At 43.1% G+C, this 19360-nt stretch carries 15 protein-coding genes; all 15 read right to left on the bottom strand.

Annotated features, from left to right (window positions below; all coding sequences use genetic code 11):
* Window positions 1-197: 197 nt before the first annotated feature.
* The 15 genes from I6L32_RS20620 to I6L32_RS20690 all read right to left on the bottom strand — a co-directional run bounded on the left by I6L32_RS20620 (window position 198) and on the right by I6L32_RS20690 (window position 19268).
* Window positions 198-1352, bottom strand: coding sequence for a glycosyltransferase family 4 protein (locus I6L32_RS20620; protein ID WP_216944423.1), 1155 nt, complete (start codon window positions 1350-1352; stop codon window positions 198-200).
* Window positions 1353-1404: 52 nt separating this feature from the next.
* Entirely contained in the window at window positions 1405-2382 is a 978-nt protein-coding gene (locus tag I6L32_RS20625) for a glycosyltransferase family 2 protein (RefSeq protein WP_216944424.1), read from the bottom strand.
* Between the two features lie 19 nt (window positions 2383-2401).
* On the bottom strand, window positions 2402-3661 hold the full coding sequence (locus I6L32_RS20630; RefSeq protein ID WP_216944425.1) for a flippase: 1260 nt from the start codon (window positions 3659-3661) through the stop codon (window positions 2402-2404).
* A gap of 53 nt (window positions 3662-3714) precedes the next feature.
* Window positions 3715-4263, bottom strand: coding sequence for a dTDP-4-dehydrorhamnose 3,5-epimerase (gene rfbC / locus I6L32_RS20635; RefSeq protein WP_216944426.1), 549 nt, complete (start codon window positions 4261-4263; stop codon window positions 3715-3717).
* Window positions 4264-4324: 61 nt separating this feature from the next.
* Entirely contained in the window at window positions 4325-5203 is an 879-nt protein-coding gene (gene rfbA, locus I6L32_RS20640) for a glucose-1-phosphate thymidylyltransferase RfbA (protein ID WP_042877769.1), read from the bottom strand.
* Between the two features lie 114 nt (window positions 5204-5317).
* Window positions 5318-6205 carry a dTDP-4-dehydrorhamnose reductase gene (rfbD, locus tag I6L32_RS20645; protein WP_216944427.1) on the bottom strand — a complete coding sequence of 296 codons (888 nt, stop codon included), beginning with the start codon at window positions 6203-6205 and terminating at the stop codon, window positions 5318-5320.
* A complete protein-coding gene (gene rfbB / locus I6L32_RS20650; RefSeq protein WP_216944428.1) occupies window positions 6205-7311 on the bottom strand; it encodes a dTDP-glucose 4,6-dehydratase in 1107 nt (368 codons plus the stop codon). Before rfbB ends, rfbD begins: the two co-directional genes overlap by 1 nt.
* A gap of 21 nt (window positions 7312-7332) precedes the next feature.
* On the bottom strand, window positions 7333-8349 hold the full coding sequence (locus I6L32_RS20655) for an exopolysaccharide biosynthesis polyprenyl glycosylphosphotransferase (protein WP_254203864.1): 1017 nt from the start codon (window positions 8347-8349) through the stop codon (window positions 7333-7335).
* Between the two features lie 639 nt (window positions 8350-8988).
* Window positions 8989-10974, bottom strand: a complete 1986-nt coding sequence (locus I6L32_RS20660) for a nucleoside-diphosphate sugar epimerase/dehydratase (RefSeq protein ID WP_216944429.1) — start codon at window positions 10972-10974, stop codon at window positions 8989-8991.
* Window positions 10971-11999, bottom strand: coding sequence for a glycosyltransferase family 4 protein (locus I6L32_RS20665; RefSeq protein ID WP_216945245.1), 1029 nt, complete (start codon window positions 11997-11999; stop codon window positions 10971-10973). The genes I6L32_RS20660 and I6L32_RS20665 overlap by 4 nt, the downstream gene beginning before the upstream one ends.
* Window positions 12000-12005: 6 nt before the next feature.
* Complete coding sequence (locus I6L32_RS20670; protein WP_080770108.1) at window positions 12006-12956, bottom strand: SDR family oxidoreductase; 951 nt, start codon at window positions 12954-12956, stop codon at window positions 12006-12008.
* The gene (locus I6L32_RS20675; protein ID WP_254203865.1) at window positions 12956-13777 is read right to left on the bottom strand and encodes a glycosyltransferase; all 822 of its coding nucleotides are present in this window, start codon (window positions 13775-13777) and stop codon (window positions 12956-12958) included. Before I6L32_RS20675 ends, I6L32_RS20670 begins: the two co-directional genes overlap by 1 nt.
* A 60-nt stretch (window positions 13778-13837) precedes the next feature.
* Window positions 13838-15265: a glycosyltransferase family 39 protein gene (locus I6L32_RS20680; RefSeq protein ID WP_216944430.1), complete on the bottom strand. Its 1428-nt coding sequence runs from the start codon at window positions 15263-15265 to the stop codon at window positions 13838-13840.
* Window positions 15266-15634: 369 nt separating this feature from the next.
* Window positions 15635-17836 carry a glycosyltransferase gene (locus I6L32_RS20685; protein WP_161646532.1) on the bottom strand — a complete coding sequence of 734 codons (2202 nt, stop codon included), beginning with the start codon at window positions 17834-17836 and terminating at the stop codon, window positions 15635-15637.
* 16 nt (window positions 17837-17852) lie between these two features.
* Window positions 17853-19268 (bottom strand): hypothetical protein, encoded by a 1416-nt coding sequence (locus I6L32_RS20690; protein ID WP_128343183.1) that lies wholly within the window; start codon window positions 19266-19268, stop codon window positions 17853-17855.
* Window positions 19269-19360 lie beyond the last annotated feature (92 nt).

Below are 19360 nucleotides of genomic sequence, written 5' to 3' on the forward strand. Positions count from 1 at the left end.
TTCATCATTATGAAAAGATCATTTAAATTAGCTCAGGCATAATTATTTATGCGAAGTAATGCATTAAAAAATGTTTTGTTTTAAGATCACATTTAACTAAACAACAGCAGTATCGCTACCTAATGGAAGGTCATTAATACGCTCAGGATTATGATTAATTATTAATCATGCGGTTAAAATTACGATTTGTCGCCTCGCTACGATTCAACAGTACGCTCAAAAATCAATGTCATTTCATTAAACCAAGTGGGCCAATTTAATCTGCTTTCGTAAGTCATTCTTGCATTGTTTGACATCTCCAAGTAGGAATATTCGTCAGTTATCAACTTTTCAATGCACATGAAATACTCAGTAATTGGTGAATCCGGCGCTAATAAATATCCAGTTAAACCATCATCAACAATCGAGGTTATACCACCTGTTTTAGTGCTAACAACTGGTAAACTATAGGCTGCAGCCTCACAAAATACCATACCATAACATTCCGCTCGCGATGGTACAAACATGATGTGAGCAGCCTTAAATAAAGATTGCAATAATTGATTTTCAACATGATTATTTTTATCTAGTCTACCATGCTCGATTAACCAAGTTGGCTTTACTGCATCATCATAAAGTAATGCGGAGCACCCACAAATATGTAGTTGAACTTTATAACCAGAATTAATTAGACTTTCAACTGTTTGCAATACTATATCACCACCTTTTCGAAGCCATTCGACACCACAAAAAAGGATGTTAAATGTCTCACCCTTATGAAATTTTGGTAGACTTTTGTTAAACCTTTCTACATAGGGTAAATTTGGCCCCCAATTAATTTGGTGAATCTTATTTTCAATTAAATAATGTTTTTTTGCAAAATCGGCAGCCCATGATGATGGAAACGTGCTAATGGTTGACTTATCTAATGCTCTTTTCTCTATATAATCACCTATAACTTTTGCGAACCAAGGCAGTTCTCGAGAAGATGAATCATAATACTCGCAGAACTGCCCGAACGTTGTGTCAGATATATAGATAATATTTTTTTTTGTAAATAAAAAAGCCAACACCGCAGACCCTGCTGGTGCAACTACATAATCACAATCAATTTTTCTTAATAAGAATGAAGCCCTAACACCCAACTCAAATGATGACACAAGAGAATGTGATGCGTCCAAACGATAGCGAGTCACTTTGCTAAGCAAATATGATATGAGTCTAATTATATGCTTAGAATATGACTTCACTGGCCCTACATTGTATACCATATGACCATTCTCACTAAGAATACGATGAATACTGTAAGGTGTGCCAGACCATGACTTTATATCTGTAGGATCATAGCTAGATAAAAAAACAACTTTAGACATAATAGGCCTTTAAAGTTAAAACTTAAAACTTAAAGTAAACAACATGTTAGTTTTAAAAACACACAAATTTCTTTATTTTAATTATTCCTCTAAGCAAATATGATGCGCATTTTTTCATGCCTAAACCTGCAATCAAAATACACAATTTAAAATACAAAGAAACATCGGCCTTAATTAAAAACCTGAACTCAGAAGGATATACATCCCAAATAGTATCAGATAAATTCGACGACGAGTTGTATAAAATATAACATTTTTGTTTTATTTTAAAAAGCTCGTAATAATCTACAAGACAATCGTAAATATTGTTTTCTTCTAAAAAAGAATGCACAAACTTAATAGTTTCATATATGTCATTCACTTTACTATCTGAGAAACTTTTAGTTATAGAGGAAAGGTTTTGTTGGTTATAGTTATATAATGAAGTAGATACATAACTAATATGTGTTGAATGGTTAAAAACCATCATAGAGAAGACATAGTCTTCAAGATAATTTATTCCAAGTTTAAATGGGTCATCTAATCTGCTTATCAGCCTTGAACTTATTAATTTATTCCATGTATACCCTCTTAACTCATCTAATAAGAGTAGTTTAATACATGTTTGACCATTGCTATCACCAGCTTGTTTAACATAAATGCAATCTTTATTGTTAATCACTGAAAAATCACAGATTACAACATCTGCAGAATCCTGAATTGCTCTATTATATAGCGCCTCTAACCACGTAGGTTCAGCCCAGTCGTCACTATCGAGATGAATAACATAATCACCAGTGACTAATTCCATACCTTCTGTTCGAGTTAGTGCAACACCACGATTTTCGCGACTAATTATTATCGATTGTTTCTGCCGCATAGGATAACGCTGTACGACTTGCTTAATAATATCTAATGATGAATCGTTAGAGCCATCATCTATGATGATAAATTCTACATCGTCGATGGTTTGCTCCATTAAACTAACAATCGCGCGCTCTACATATTTCTCAGTGTTATATACTGGGACAATTACTGATACTTTAGGCATTTTTATATATCACTTTATTTTATAATTGGCTTTTAGTATTAAAGAACAACGCACTCAACAACCCTTTTCTATATGTGACATATATAAGAATAAACATACTCATCGTTTCAACTAACGTAACAGATAAAGCACCTCCAATCGCACCATACTTCTTAGCCAAGATAAAACAGATGACGACATGTAATGTACAAGTAAATATTGGCAGTAACATATATTCCTTACGATAACCAAATGGCAGTAATAAATAGTTAGCCATTGAAATTGAAATTAGGACAGTAAAGAATTGCACTGACATTATCTTAATAATACAAATGGAATCAACAAAGTCTGCACCAAGAATAAAACTTACTAGTTGAGATGAAAAAAACCACAAAAAAATAATTAAAGTTATTGAAAAAAATGATTTAAGAAAAATAACTTTACGTAACAGAGAATACATAGCAGGTTTATCAGTTACAAATAAATTATTTACTCTAGGGTATAGAGCATTGCCCACCACTAAAAATAAACCTATAAATGCCCCTCTAATTCTATCAGCTGCACTATATAAGCCAACCTCATAACTATTACTCACCATTTGCAAAATAAGTGGTGTGCTCATAGTGTAAAGACTTATTGCAATACTAGAAACAAATAATGGAGATGAGTCTTTAAGTTGATTGATTGCTGCACTAATACTTATTCTAATTTTTGCTATACACCCCATTCTGTAAACAATTATTAGCGAAGAAAATGCAATAAATGAAGAGACCACTCCCTGTATAAGTATCGCTATATGTGCGTCATTATTTGACTTCACAAAAAACATTATCAACGGTATTGCCAATGCCTTTGATAGTATGGTGACTGAAGTCAAAATTGAAATTCTTTCTATACCTTGGAAAAGCCACACAGGAGTAAAAATAGAACCGAGCACAGTAAACAATATAAAAATAATTCCATTATATGCACTATCTTGTCTTGTCCACCAAGAAAAAAATATAATTACAATTGAACAAACTAGCCCAATCAATATTTTTGCTGTAAGAGTAGACCAAAACACATAAGTTATTATACTTTTATCATTGTTCGCTTGAGCAATACGTCTAGTTGCACTTAAGTTAAACCCAAAATCTGTAAATAATATAAAATACTGTGATAACGTCAATATAAATGCATAGGAACCAAACTGACTGACGCCCAATACTCGAGTTAAATAAGGAAAGGTCACTAAAGGTATGAGATAATTAGCTCCTTGCATCAACAACAGAATAAATATGTTTTTTCTTAATAAAGACATTGAATCCAAATCGCCTTTGTGTATTGGGTTGAAATGTTGGCATCAGAAATAAGTTACTCGAAAATAACTGCTGAACTAATATTTATCGCCTTATTATCTTTTTTAGATACATAAGGGTCATTAATAATAGGCCACTCAATTGCTACTTCCGGATCATCCCACCGGATTGAGCCTTCATTCTGCGGTGCATAGTAATTGGTTGTCTTATACAAGAACTCTGCTGTCTCGCTCAGAGTTACAAAACCGTGTGCAAACCCTTCCGGGATCCACAACTGCCGCTTGTTTTCACCAGATAAATGAACCCCAACCCATTGCCCAAAGGTTGGAGAGCTTTTGCGGATATCTACCGCCACATCAAACACTTCACCTGCAACACAGCGCACCAGCTTGCCCTGGGCATGGGGAGACAATTGATAATGTAAGCCACGCAATACCCCTTTCGACGATTTGGAGTGATTATCCTGCACAAAACTCACAGGATATCCTACTGCCTCTTCAAACAACTTGTGGTTGAAGCTCTCAAAGAAAAATCCACGCTCATCACCAAATACTTTTGGTTCAAAAATAAGCACGTCAGGAATTGCTGTTTTGATTACGTTCATCTGTTTACCCACATTTGATCCAGTTTTTATGGGGGAACAACATTCCTCCCCCCATATCACATCAGGCGTTAGCAACCATTCTTAACAAATATTGGCCATATGCATTTTTCGCCAGCGGCGCTGCAAGCTCACGTATCTGGTCAGCACTGATAAACTTTTGGCGATAGGCGATCTCTTCAGGACACGCCACCTTCAATCCCTGGCGCGTCTCGATAGTCTGAATAAAGTTGCTCGCTTCTATCATGCTTTCATGGGTACCGGTATCCAGCCAGGCATAGCCACGCCCCATCATCGCCACCGACAGATTGCCTTGCTCCAGGTAGATACGGTTCACATCGGTGATTTCCAGCTCACCACGCGGTGACGGCTTCAGGCGCTTGGCAATCTCAACAACGCTGTTGTCGTAGAAATAGAGGCCGGTGACCGCATAGTTGCTCTTGGGCTCCAACGGCTTCTCTTCCAGCGAGATAGCGGTACCCTCTTTATCAAATTCCACCACCCCATAACGCTCGGGGTCATGCACATGGTAGGCAAAGACGGTAGCACCACTCTCTTTGGCCGCTGCCGCCGCCAACTGTTTCTGCAGGTCGTGGCCATAGAAGATGTTGTCCCCCAGCACCAGCGCACAGGGGTCTGACCCGATAAACTCTTCACCCAGAATAAAGGCTTGTGCCAACCCGTCCGGACTTGGCTGCACCTTGTACTGCAAATTCAGGCCCCACTGACTGCCGTCACCCAGCAATTGCTCAAAGCGGGGGGTATCTTGCGGCGTGCTGATGATCAGAATATCGCGAATGCCCGCCAGCATCAGGGTGCTGAGCGGGTAGTAGATCATCGGCTTGTCATAGATAGGCAACAGTTGCTTGCTCACCGCCATGGTCACCGGATAGAGACGGGTGCCTGAGCCTCCGGCCAGAATGATGCCTTTACGTTTGGTCATGATGCTTATTTCTTATTTTTAAATTGCAAAAGAAAAAGGTGGCTTGCAGCTACACCTTTTACGTTTTATCTCTTGCCAGCCAGGGATGCACTCAACACATCCCTGACCAGGGATTTACTTGCTGAGGATCTCGGTCAACATCCGCTCCACGCCGACGGTCCAGTCCGGCAGCACCAGATCAAAGGTGCGCTGGAATTTGTCGGTATCAAGGCGGGAGTTATGGGGGCGTTTGGCAGGGGTCGGGAAGGCGCTGGTCGGCACTGCATTGAGTTGCGTGACCGCCAGATCAACGCCAGCCTCTCTGGCTTTGGCAAACACCAGCTGGGCGTAATCAAACCAGGTTGTGGTACCGGAGGCAATCAGATGGTACAGCCCGGCGACCTCGGGTTTGCGCTGCGCCACGCGGAGAGCATGGGCAGTGCAATCGGCCAGCAACTCGGCACCGGTCGGGGCGCCGAACTGGTCATTGATGACCGACATCTCGCTACGCTCTTTGCCAAAGCGCAGCATTGTCTTGGCAAAGTTGGCTCCACGAGCGGCGTAAACCCAGCTGGTGCGGAAGATCAGGTGACGGGAACAAAGCGCGGCCCCTTGCTCACCCGCCAGCTTGGTTTCGCCATAGACGTTGAGCGGGGCGGTTGCATCGGTTTCCACCCAGGGCCGCTCACCGCTGCCATCGAATACATAGTCGGTGGAGTAATGCACCAGCCAGGCACCCAATGCTTCCGCTTCTTTGGCTATCGCTGCCACGCTGGTCGCGTTGAGCAGCTCGGCAAACTCCCGCTCACTTTCGGCCTTGTCGACTGCAGTATGGGCCGCGGCGTTGACAATCACGTCCGGCTTGATCAGACGTACAGTGTCGGCCACCCCTGCCGGATTGCTGAAATCGCCGCAATAGTCAGTGGAGTCAAAATCTACCGCAGTGATGCGGCCCAGTGGTGCCAGTGCTCGTTGCAGCTCCCAGCCTACCTGGCCGTTTTTGCCAAACAGCAGAATATGCATCAGGCACGCTCCCCATCGTTTTGTTCAATAGAGGAATAGTGCTGTTCAATCCAAGATTGGTAGGCACCACTCTTGACGTTGTTGACCCACTGTCTGTTATCCAGATACCACTGCACGGTTTTGCGAATGCCCGACTCGAAAGTTTCTTGCGGCTGCCATGCGAGCTCACTGCTCATCTTGCTGGCATCGATGGCATAACGGCGATCATGGCCAGGGCGATCCGCCACATAGGTGATTTGCTCACGATAAGAGCCCGCCTTTGGCACCATCTCGTCCAGCAGATCGCAGATGGTGTGTACCACCTCCAGATTCTGCTTCTCGTTATGACCGCCGATGTTGTAGGTCTCCCCGACCAAGCCCGTGGTCACCACCTTGTAGAGCGCGCGCGCGTGGTCTTCCACATAGAGCCAGTCACGGATCTGGTCGCCCTTGCCATAGACCGGCAGCGGCTTGCCATCCAGCGCGTTAAGGATCACCAGCGGGATCAGCTTCTCGGGGAAATGATAAGGGCCGTAGTTGTTGGAGCAGTTGGTGACGATGGTCGGCAGGCCGTAAGTACGGCGCCAGGCGCGCACCAAATGGTCACTGGAAGCCTTGGAGGCGGAATAGGGGCTGCTGGGGGCGTAGCGGGTCGTTTCGGTAAAGAGTGGCAAGGGTTCACCGGCAGCCACTTCATCCGGATGGGGCAGATCCCCATACACTTCGTCGGTGGAGATATGGTGGAAGCGGAAGGCAGACTTGCGCACATCATCCAGACCGTTCCAGTAAGCGCGAGCCGCTTCTAGTAACATATAGGTGCCAACGATATTGCTCTCGATGAAGTCGGCGGGGCCGGTAATGGAGCGGTCAACGTGGCTCTCTGCAGCTAGGTGCATTACCGCATCCGGCTGGTGCAGGTCAAACACCCGATCCAGATCGGCGCGATTGCAGATATCCACTTGCTCAAACGCATAACGCTCGCTAGCAGAGACAGCCGCCAAGGATTCGAGGTTGCCCGCATAGGTCAGCTTGTCGAGGTTGACAACTGAGTCTTGGGTATGCTGGATGATATGGCGAACAACGGCTGAACCGATAAAGCCGGCACCACCGGTAATTAATATTTTCATATGAATATGATACCTTATATTTTATCTGCCCATTCCAAACAGTACTGTCTTCACCGTCAGCAACAGGATTTTTATATCCAGCAGTAAACTTTGATGCTTGATATAAAAGATATCGTATTTATGCTTCCACACTGCATCTTCAATAGATGCCCCATAAGGGTAGCTGACCTGGGCCAGACCGGTAATGCCGGGCTTTACCGCATGGCGGAAACGATAATATGGAATGACCGTTTCCAACTCTTTGATAAATACTTCCCTTTCTGGTCTCGGACCAACTAGTGACATTTCACTTTTAAAGACGTTGATCAGTTGCGGTAATTCATCGATACGAGTCTTGCGAATAAAGCGGCCTACACGAGTGACACGAGCGTCGTTTTTACTAGCCCATTGGGCTCCATTTTTTTCGGCATCATTTCGCATAGAGCGAAACTTGATGACGTCGAATTCCTGGTTGAACTGGCCAACCCGGGCTTGACGATAAAAGATGGGACCAGGTGATTCCAATTTAATGGCCAGTGCGGCCAGCAGACCGATGGGGATGGCAACCAGACTGAGCGCAATGGCAGAAACCAGATCCAACGCACGCTTGACAATGCGATTGGATGGACGGGAGAGGATGGAGAAAGATTTCATGTGCAGGAAGTAGCCGCTGTGCAACAACTCCACTTCTGTACGTCCGAAACGTCGGTCCAGATAACTGACCAGCGGTTCAACGTAGGCGCCATACTTGGTGGCCAACACCAGCATTGCGGCCAGTTCATCGGGAATGTCACCACTCTTGTAATGCACAAGGGTTTTGCCTTTTAGCTGGGACATGTCCGTCACATTGAAATGCAACGTGAACGGATAATCGACTAGCACTCGCTCAATAAGAGCCTTGTCACTATCACTACAATACACATAAAGCTCATCACTTTTCATGTGAACTCGCTTCAGCTCACGTATGAGATGACCAATATCTTGTGAGTGAATCTTCTCTGTCAATTTTTCATTCGCTGCGTTCCATAATGCAGCACTGCTGTTGATTTTATTATCCATTTCCCTTTACTCTTTAATTTTAATATCCCGAAAGGCAAATATTTTAATTATTGTGTATGCCTACCAAGCAACCTCATGATGCAACCTCATGCAACCTCATGAGCAGTTATTTCGTTATTGCACGTGATCTAAGTATCTGAATGATAATAATGTATTGCAAAAACACATTTTTTGTGATTTCGATCACGTGTATATGTCAAACATGTGCCTAACCTAAATCAGCTCTGACAATCTACTGCTCAAGTACCAGACTAGTCGGCTATAAAAACAATATTGTCATTAAATGATGGCACAGAGCATTGAATAAAGTAAGCTACCGCCCCTGAGTTACAGCTCCCAGTACGCTCGCAGTCGATATATTGTTTAGTTTGCCAAAGATTTATGACCGTTCTGATCCTGCACACCTTTGCAAACAAGACAGCGAGACGCTCGTTATGCTTACTTTATGGTTATAACCATGATCATGTTAAGCCTATTAAGCGCAAGAAGATACAAGATTAATTTTGAATCGGCGGGGCGATTTTACCTATGCTTTGCTCAAAAGGGTAGTCAATCTGGTCTAATCAGTTTTTGATCGTTCAAAAAACAACCAGATGTTAAATTGAAAAGATGTCTGATGAGTCGCGTAATAATAGAACATCATTGATTTTCAATATAAAAATCGATGTTGTGTGTAGGAAGTGGAACCACATTGTCTGTTGGCAGATCACGTTGTTTAGCAAGCCACACCAGGTCACAGATACCGTCTGTTGGTTCAAACGCAGCAGGGGCGTGCATCAGAATGTCGCGTACTTTCTGTTGATCAAAGTGGTGACAGGCGTCATCCAGCGAGGCCAGCAAGGGACGCAGCCTTGACCAGGGGAGCCAGCATTCTTGCGCCACCATGATCCTGGGATGTTCTGTACCTCTAGCATCATCCCCAATCAACAATTCTTCATAGAGTTTTTCACCTGGCCGCAACCCCGTCACCTCAATAGCAATGTCGCCATCGGGCCGAAGTTCATCGCGAAGCGTCAGGCCGCTAAGACGGATCATACGTTTTGCAAGCTCCATGATCCGGACTGGCTGCCCCATATCGAGCACAAAAACATCGCCCCCCTCCCCCATCGCGCCCGCCTGGATAACCAACTGTGCAGCCTCCGGTATTGTCATGAAGTAGCGTATGATATCGGGATGAGTCAGAGTAATAGGCCCACCTTTGTCTATCTGTTGTCTGAACAGTGGCACCACTGAGCCGGAAGATCCGAGCACATTACCAAAGCGCACCATACAAAAACGGGTTTTGTGCTTTTCACGGGTCAAGGCTTGCAGGATAAGCTCGGCCAAGCGCTTGCTGGCCCCCATGGTGTTGGTTGGGCGTACCGCTTTGTCAGTGGATATCAGTACAAAGGTTTCAACTTCCGCTTCAACGGCTGCTTGAGCGGCATAAAGAGTGCCAAATACATTATTGCGCACCCCTTCTATGATATTGAACTCGACCAAGGGCACATGCTTGTAAGCGGCAGTATGGTAGATAGTCTGGATCCGAAAGCTCTGCATCACCGTCTTGAGGCGGTGCTGGCGCTGCACCGAGCCCAGTAATGGAGCCAGCTCTGTTTCAATTCCTTCACGTTCGCACTGTTCACGCAAGTTTTTGTGTAAGACATAGAGGGCGTATTCAGACAGTTCAAACAGAACCAAGGTGGATGGCCGACACCGCAAGATCTGGCGACAGAGCTCCGATCCAATGGAGCCCCCAGCCCCCGTCACCATGACCGCTTTGCCTGTGATGTTGGCTTCCATCAATGTCGTCACCGGCTCTACCGGGTCTCTACCCAACAGATCGTCGATGGAGACTTCATTAAGCTGATCAATACGGGCAGAGCCATTGACCAGATCGGCCATTCCCGGGATAGACAGCACTTCACAAGATAGTGGCTCTAGTGCATTGATCACTTCCTGACGACGAGCCCTGGTGCTGCTTGGCATGGCTAACAGGATCTTCTTCACCCCATGGTGATCAATCAGGGTGGGGAGCTGAGCACTGTTGTACACGGTACATCCCTGAATAACGCACCCTTGTTTGGCTGGATCATCATCCACAAAGGCAACTGGGTAAAACTCATTGCCTTGCAACAAAGCCACTTGCAACTGCCGCCCCGAGGAACCCGCACCGTAGATCAGAACCTGTGTACGCGCCAAACGAGTAGTATTCAACAGTGCCCGAAAGAACAACCGCACACCACCGACCATCAACACCAAAAATGAGAGATAGATGACCGATACGGTTCTGGGCAGGAAGATATCGAAGTAAAACGCAGAGATAACAAAAAAGCTCGTTGAAACAAATGCACCTAATGAGATTGTCCAGAGCACTCGAAAGCTAACATATCGCAAGATTGCACGATACAAACCCAGCCGAACAAAGACACTAATGCTTAGGACAATAATCGCACACAAAAGGGCCCAATGACGGGGGCTTGCGATTGGCCAGCTATGTTCAAGCCTGATCCAATATGCCCCCCAATATGCCATGGTAATCAATAACGTATCTACTGCGACAGATATTGCTCGCTTGCTGGCTCGTGACAAGGAACCAAGGCAGGTAAGTAACCAGCTACCCCCCGGCAAAAAATCTGTGCTCATTCAGGTACTCCAGCCTTTAGGTAAAATGCGAGATAAGTTAGCGGTAAGTAGGCAATAATCAGACCCAACACGCCATCGAGCGCCCCCCCTACAATCATGGCAGCAATAGGTGCAAGCCATAGGACATTTATCAAGAGCACCATCAGTGTCACATTGCGATGACTTTTCCAGTGCCTTGCAAGATATTGGTAGGCATGAGTTCGATGAGCATCACTCAAGTGACATTTGAGACGATAGCGATTCAGTAAAGTCCAGGTAGCATCAACGACAAAGACGCCGAGCATGACAAGCCACGCCCACAGGAATTGGGGGGCGAAACTTGCATCAAGCAACATCAGGGATGCGAGCATCATACCAAGGAAGCCACTGCCCCCATCTCCCATGAAGATCTTGGCCGGTGGAAAATTCCAGCACAAAAAGCCCGCAACAGAAGCCCCCAGCAACAGGGTCAAACTCGCAAACGGCCACTCACCTCCAAAAAGGTAATGCAGTAACGCCATGACGATACAGACAGTCACGGCCTCACCGGCAGCCAGGCCATCGATGCCATCCATGAAGTTGTAAAGATTGATAAACCAGATCACACCTAACCATGCCAGCGCATAACCAAACCAGGCAAGATTTAGCTGCCACCCAAAGAAAGTCAGCTCTGGCAATCCATCAACAGCTACTACAACCAATGCAGCAGAAAGACTCTGGACAATTAAACGAGTTTTTGGCTCAAGAGACAGGTGATCATCGATAAAACCAACTAGTGCGATGCCTAGTGCTGCAATCCATATCAATAGCAAGCTTCCATAAGATACCCCATACAAATCCGACACCTGGCTCACGACGAGAAAAGGAGAAGCCAACAGAAATGTAGCGACAATCGCCATGCCTCCACCTCTCGGCGTAGGGATATAATGTGAGCTGCGATGATTGGGTTGGTCAAGAAGACGGCTCTGACCGTAGCGCTTAAGTAAGCCTGTCATGATAATGGAGAAAAACAAACATAAAACTAGAAGTAACGGAAATGTCAGCATCACAAACTACTCATTTTTGGAAGATGCCATCAGGGATAAAGCCTGAGAAAACGTATAAGGAGCCGACCATTGTAGCTGCCTCTGAGCCTTGCCCGTATCCATTTCTAGAGAGCCATAAATCCGCTGCAATTTGGCATCAATCCCAAAGCAACGGCCAATCCCTCTTACCAGAATTGATGGAATATAAAACAGTCGAGAAGGGACACCTTCAGCATCAGCAATAGCTATCAGCATTTCAGATGTCGAAACAGGAACTGGATCTGCGACCAAAAAAATCTGATTCACGGTAGCAGGATGATCTATCGCACGAGCAATGAAATCGCATAAATTGGGTAATGCCAATAAACTCCGTGCATTTTTCAAACGGGCAAAGGGGAGTGGAAAACCGGTATGCACCATCTTTAACATGCTGGCAAAATTAGCCTTCACACCCTTACCATAAATAAGAGGAGGCCGGATAATGGTGACAGCCATACCACACTTCTTAGCAAGTGCCATCAGCCCTTGCTCTGCATCATATTTTGAGCGGCCATAAGGGTCTTGTGGTGGATTCTGGACATGTTCATCAAACGGCTTACCGGGCTCAGTCTGCTCACCATTTACTTTAATCGAGCTAATAAATATGAAGCGCTTAACACCAGCATCTGCGGCCTGGTTTGCGAGATTTAATGTGCCAATTGTGTTTACCGCTCGAAACGCTGTTAGAGGATCGGCTTCCTTATCAGACATCACATGCACCCTGGCGGCACAGTGAATGACAACATCCACCTGTTGTAATTGGGTTGTCCAGTTTGCATCTGCTGTCAAAGAGGGAGCGTTGATGTGATACGAAGCAAGCGGGTGACTTCGCACCGCACCTTTCACATTCACACCCAGACTCAGCAGGTGTTCACAGACCGCCTTGCCAACAAATCCGTTGGCGCCTGTTACCAAGACTGTACTTTTGATATCTGACATTACCACCAACGCCAACCGTGAATATTGAAGAAAGTCACCATAGAGCGCCCAAACATCCAGATATGCCGCCAACCTTTGCGCGATGCATGACCACCATGATGAACAACCTTCACCTGAGGGACATAGGCAATCCGGCTGACCCTCCCTGCACGTAAACTGATGTCAAAATCTTCAAAATAGAGAAAAAAGCGAGGGTCAAACCCTTCGAGCTGCTGCAATACATCTGTGCGAAACAGCATAAAACAACCACTGACAATGGGTGGGTCCCACAGCACATCATGATTGTTGAGCTGATCTGCCATCTCATATTTCGCCAAGCGCGTCTGAAATAACCTCTTCACAAAAGCAGGAGCAAAACCACGCAGCAATAAATCAAAGACAGTTGGATAACCTTTGCAAAGCCGTTGTACCTCACCATCTGCCCATGTCGCGAAAGGCGTCAATAATCCGCACTCCGGATGTCTCTCCATAAACTCTAGTGCGTTTTTGAGAGCATCTGGTGCAACTTCCAGATCGGGATTTAGGATCAGATGATACTTAGTGTCACTTAGTAAAGCTCGGTTATGGCCAGCTCCGAAACCAGGATTCAGTGGGTCATTAATTAGCTTGCTGCCACAGCCAAAACTCTGAAATACACTGTCAGATTGAACCATAGAATCCGGGAAGGGAGAATGGTCAATGAGCGTCAACACGGTATTTATTTCAACGTCATTATCAGAAATAAAATCAACTGAACCTTTAAGCTTATTCAGCGTCAGGGATAACATCGACATATTAGCATTGTAAGTTACGATGCTAATTGAAACGTCAAGTTTTATCACATCATATCCTCTAAGGAATACGTATAGCTCTCATAAAATCACCATATAGCTAGATAACTTTTATGGCTTGGCGATCACAACCACACCATCAAAATTTGTTCTAGTAAATGTAGACAAACAAGATTCAAAAGCATTTATTACGTCATCATGTGAATGGTGAGCATATAAAACAACATTATTATTATTGATATAAGAGCATGTTTTATCTACGTCACTGATACTAGAGAGCATATCGACACTGACATGTCCCGATGCATAGTTTTCAAGATAGTATCGATAGTATGCTTCGTTGGGGCTCCAGGTTGCATATATTTTATAATCTTTACCACTATATTTTTCGGATATAAGTTTTGCTGCCTCTTTATATTGTTCGTCAGCATACACGCTCGCTTGAGTTCCTGCTGCGGGAGAAATAAACACGATTATTGACGCTATCGCCAAAACAAAAAATCTGTTTTTAGACAACGATAATGTTAAGTTAAGCATAAGATAGACACACCAAGGAATAATGAATATGAAGTGTCTAGGATGGAGTATTCCTGATTTTTTACAGACAAAAGCTAACACACATATTGAAACAGCAATACATATAGAAACTTGAGTTTCAGAGGTTTTTCGTTTACAGAAAAAATACACAGATGACAAAGCGACCAATATGGAGCTTACACCAAAGTAACCATAAATTATATGCAACATTGATTGCAGTGCTTGTAGATATGATATTTGGGACCACGCGACTCCGCCACTCGCGGTAAAAAGCAGGCTGTGATATGAGAGGAATATCCAACTAAAAACAAATGGAACTGGTATTAGGGGAAGTACATAGCGCCTTTGCTTGAGATCGCTATAAGCAATAAAGATATATACAGCACCAATAAAAACAGCCATATAGTAATGTGTCAAAAATGAGATAGTAGCAAGAGTATAAAAGGTAAGGCGCCACATAGACTCATTACGACCAGCTTCTTTTATCTTATTGAAAGCTAAAAGACATAATAAAGATAACATCAAGAAAAATGTATAACTTCTAGCTTGTGTGGCATAACTCTGGGTCACCGGGTGCCACAGCACAACTAATGTAGTTATGGAAATCAAAGTTCCGAGCGGATAATTTTTACGCCGCCAGCAAGACACAAATATGGTAATAGACGTGAGTGCAATGAGGAAAATATTAAAACCACGTAGGGAGATCTCACTATCACCAAATAAAGACGCCCATCCCTTTAAGGAAAGGTCATACATAGGTGGGTGCTGCTCTCCTGCTTTGACAGTCAAAAAACTATCATTCATTTTAATCTGCATGACTGTTTTTCTTTCAAATTGACTATCTAAAATAGGATGGTAACGGACTACGGCCGCAGTAAACAATTCGTCAGACCAGAAACCTCTCTCATTAATGGTCGGAATTATTTTCCAGATCGCACAGAATGCTATTATAAAATAAAAGGAAAGCTCAATTACCTTCTCAAAACTTGAACAACGTTTCATTATTTACTTTATCCAATTTGAGTTATCAATTCTCTTTGCTTTATTACTCAAGATAGCTCAAGAATAAGTTTGTTATCCTATTGAATGAATTCATTTATTGTACACCTGGAGCCAAGTGATAAAGCGAGGTCTTTAAAAGACTAATTTTCCAAACTGATACTATTCTTGAATTTACTCTCAATAACTCATTATCAGGAAGTGAGGGTTTAGGAAACATACTATTAGCCACCCTATTTTTAATAGCCATACGGCTAATTCAGAGAGTTTTTAGCGTGGCGCTCTACTCTCTGATAATGAGCCGTATGATTAATCTTCATTCAAAAATCAAATATAATTATATCTTATATTTATATATAGTTTAAATTCATATCACTTAATAATTTCGTGAATTGGTTTTCGACTCAATAAGCGCTTGATCGCCCTCTGCAATCTAAATGGAATATAACGTGCAAATGAACTGACGATACGCATATTTCTAACCTTCCATAGATACTGTAAAAGTTGTTCTTTTCTTGATAACAGTACAGTACTAGGAGCAAGACTTAGCTTTTCATTCCACTTATTGACTAAAATAGAACCATCTGTAGGTGTTAATACTGTCAATCCACTCAGGTATTTATCTTGATAGAAATTATCGTCTCGCTCTATTTCATCACAAATTTCAGCTGAAACAAGGAAATTGCTTAGCTTGGCACCCTGGGCATACGCACGCCAAAATGCAGCACAATCAATAGGTTTGATATTCCAGGGTAATAATAAAGAGTTATTTCTATTTTCGATACGCTCGACAAAAGCACCAATATTCGGACAGACAACAGGATATTCATGGTCAAGCGCAATTGATAGCGTATAGCTGTATGTCTCAGGCCATAAAGCAGGGAACCAGACCACATGAGGTTTAATACTGTTAAGTTTTTCTTCAAGTTGATCCAGTCTATATGCACCATGGTTCACAACACCACGCAAAGGACGATAGCCATAGCCTAATAGATGGAACTCTATGTTATCTGGATCACACAGCAAAGCAACTTGTTCTAATAGATCAGCTCCTTTTTCCCGACTCAAAGCACCAAGGATTAGTACACGAAGCTGATCACCCGGTTTATGACTCTGTTTAGGTTCAGAATAACAATAAGCATCTGGATGGTATGTTACAATTGCCTTGTTAGATAGCTCACTTTCATTTCCATATAGCCTGCTAAATCGCTGATATACATCTCTACTGGGATAAATAATCCGCTCTGCTCGAGAAAGTAAAGGATATATACCACTGCGCCACTCCTCACCTGAGACACTGATCTGTGCTGCATCTCTACAGACATCATCATGATTTTGATTATCCTCACTCACAAATTGTCCATAACGATCTGTAAGTGTTGGATTACCATTTAGCATATAGTAATCATGAATCGTCACGTCATAGGATACGCCTAGCGAACTAGGCAGTAACCAAGTTCGTGGCGGCAGCCCCATGCTGTGATGGAAGTGTACCCGACCAACTCTTAGATCTCGTAATAAACTCACTAATAATTCATAATCTGTGTGAACGTTGAAGACGAATGCATCAGTCTTATCACCGTCCAATGCGCTCAAATAAAGATTAACATATCCTTCTCTGCTACCGGGAGTGAGGCGAAGAAACCATGCCTTTTCTAAATAATACGACGCAAGCTCTGAAACATGTTGAGCAACTCCACCACCGAGGTGATGTGCAACAGCTAAGATAACTGGGAGGCCAGTCTCGGCTATGTATTTTATCTTAGCCATCAACCTTGCTTGTCTTGCAGGATCTTGTGCAATAAATGCCATCACATCGTGAGTATAATTAGGATGTAATGTGTTAAGTAACTCTAATGCACGAGCTTTTCTTGGGTCCCCTTCCTCTTGAAAACTCACGCCACCTTTGTGGTAAGCAAACACATTCAATTGATGATAATTCTTCCACCCCAATTTGTGTGCGCGCTGGCACCAGTCATTTTCCTCTCCATAACCTTTACCGAAGGTTTGTTCATCGAAATAACCAACCGAATCTAAGCAATCTCTACGGATATACATACAAAATCCGACACCTGTAGGTACCTCAACGAGTTCACTTTCAAGAGGAAGATTAGAGAAAAGACGATCTAGCGCATTAACATCCAAACCACAATAAAGTTCATTGTCCTGACAAAAATTTGGAAAGCTACATATTGTAGCATTATTAGAAAATGGAGTTAAGCTTGCAACCCGATCATGGCTATATGCTGCTTTTCGCATTCTATTAAGCCAATCCAGATTAGAAACCTCTACATCACTGTTAAGTAACAGTACGTCTCTATCTTTGTTCAGGCTCATGCCATAGTTTACTGTACCGACAAAACCTTTATTAGCCTTGTTTTCATGCAACTCGAAGCCTAAATTACTCGCTTCTTGTCTAAGCCAATTAGTTAAATCAGGCTCGGGGGAGCAATCATTAATGACTATAAGCTGAGCCCACTGTGGAATACTAGACAATAACGAAAGTATACACTCTTTAGTTTCATCAAGCCCACGATACACAGGTATAATAACGTCAAGATTTCTAATTAACATAAATTCACTCATAAATTCAAATAAAACGTCTTATATAAAAATTTAATATTCTGTTGTTACGTATCTTGTTTAAAAGCTCATCACATTCTTTGATTTTTTTATCACGCAAATGTAACTCTTCAAGAGTGTCAGAATATTGTTTTGAAAGAGTATTGAATTGCTCAGTAATCTGCTCAACCACCTGAATGGCATGCCCGTGTGCCTCACCCTCCTCAACTAGTCGCCTATTAACGTCTGTGAGTTCTTGTGATAGCACATGTACCTGTTCAGTGAGAGCTTGCAATCTCTCGTTACGATGAACTCTAAGTTGATTACTTGCCAATACCTGAGCTATCAGCTTTGTTTGAAGATCTTCAAAAGCGCTCTCTTCTGGTAAAGTCATATCATCATCTCTCATATAACAACCCAAATGATACTCAATGATGGCTTTCTCACCTGGCTCACTTAAACGAAAACGCAGATAACGGGGGGACAACTGACATGATCGTGGAACTAAATAAGCAAAAAGATAGAATGTCAAACGCCTGACCAAAGATAAAGAATGAGGTATTTCTTTGGCCAGATGACATAATGAACTGTCACCGAAGATTGTCACCGGAACCCCAAGAAGTAGAGCTTCTAGTGCGACACTGGAATTTATAGTCATTATTTTTTTACAACGAGCAACAAACTCCAGACTGGTTGGCGATTCATCTATTGGCATTATTCCTTCACGTAACGTAAACAGACTACCTGGATGAGGACGAATCAACAGACTTGATGTAGCTGTTTGGTTACGAGCAGCAAGTATAATAGACTGGTTATCCATTCCATTACCAAACGCAACTAAATTGGAATCATCCTCAACCTGAAGTGCTATTCCAATTTCAGAGGTTTTCTCTGGCAAACTTTTAATAAAGCTAGGGTCTTTCAAAAAAAACAAAAGAAGATCATTTAACTTTAATTCATTTAGAGAATTTAGAGACCAGCCCCTGAATTCACACTCACGATTTTCAGCTTCAGAATTTCCATTGACGCCCTGAAAATCAACGTAAGCTGTATCACGATATATATGCCCACGCAGGGGTCCTAACTCCTGATGAATCACAGGAATACCAAGTCGTTGACAAACTGCGGAAAGTGACGGGACATTTAAAAATGTAATTACAGCTTCAATCTTATTTGGTGCAGAACATAGCATCTCATGAAGTTCTTCTTCATAAGCATTATCACGCTCACATAAGAAATGACGAAAAACGGCTAGAGGGTTGCTGTTATGAATGCTCAACCATTCGTCAAAACGCCCTTTATCTAACCAAGCATAATGATGCTGTGGAGGCTGTGTATTTTTGGGTAATGCATAGTTAAGTCTTGTTGCAGCATCATTTGTGCACTCCCAGCGGTCTTCCCATTGCTCAATAGGTCGCACATAGTCGCGCCCTGTAATGAACATACAAGATTCTGTCGCCCATTCACACAGTAGGCGATAATAACACCACAGATATGGTGCTGGTACAGACCTAAAAGGGTAAGGGGGTAAAAAGG

The sequence above is a fragment of the Aeromonas sp. FDAARGOS 1402 genome, from assembly GCF_019046925.1.
In the GTDB taxonomy this organism is placed as follows: Bacteria; Pseudomonadota; Gammaproteobacteria; order Enterobacterales; family Aeromonadaceae; genus Aeromonas; species Aeromonas caviae.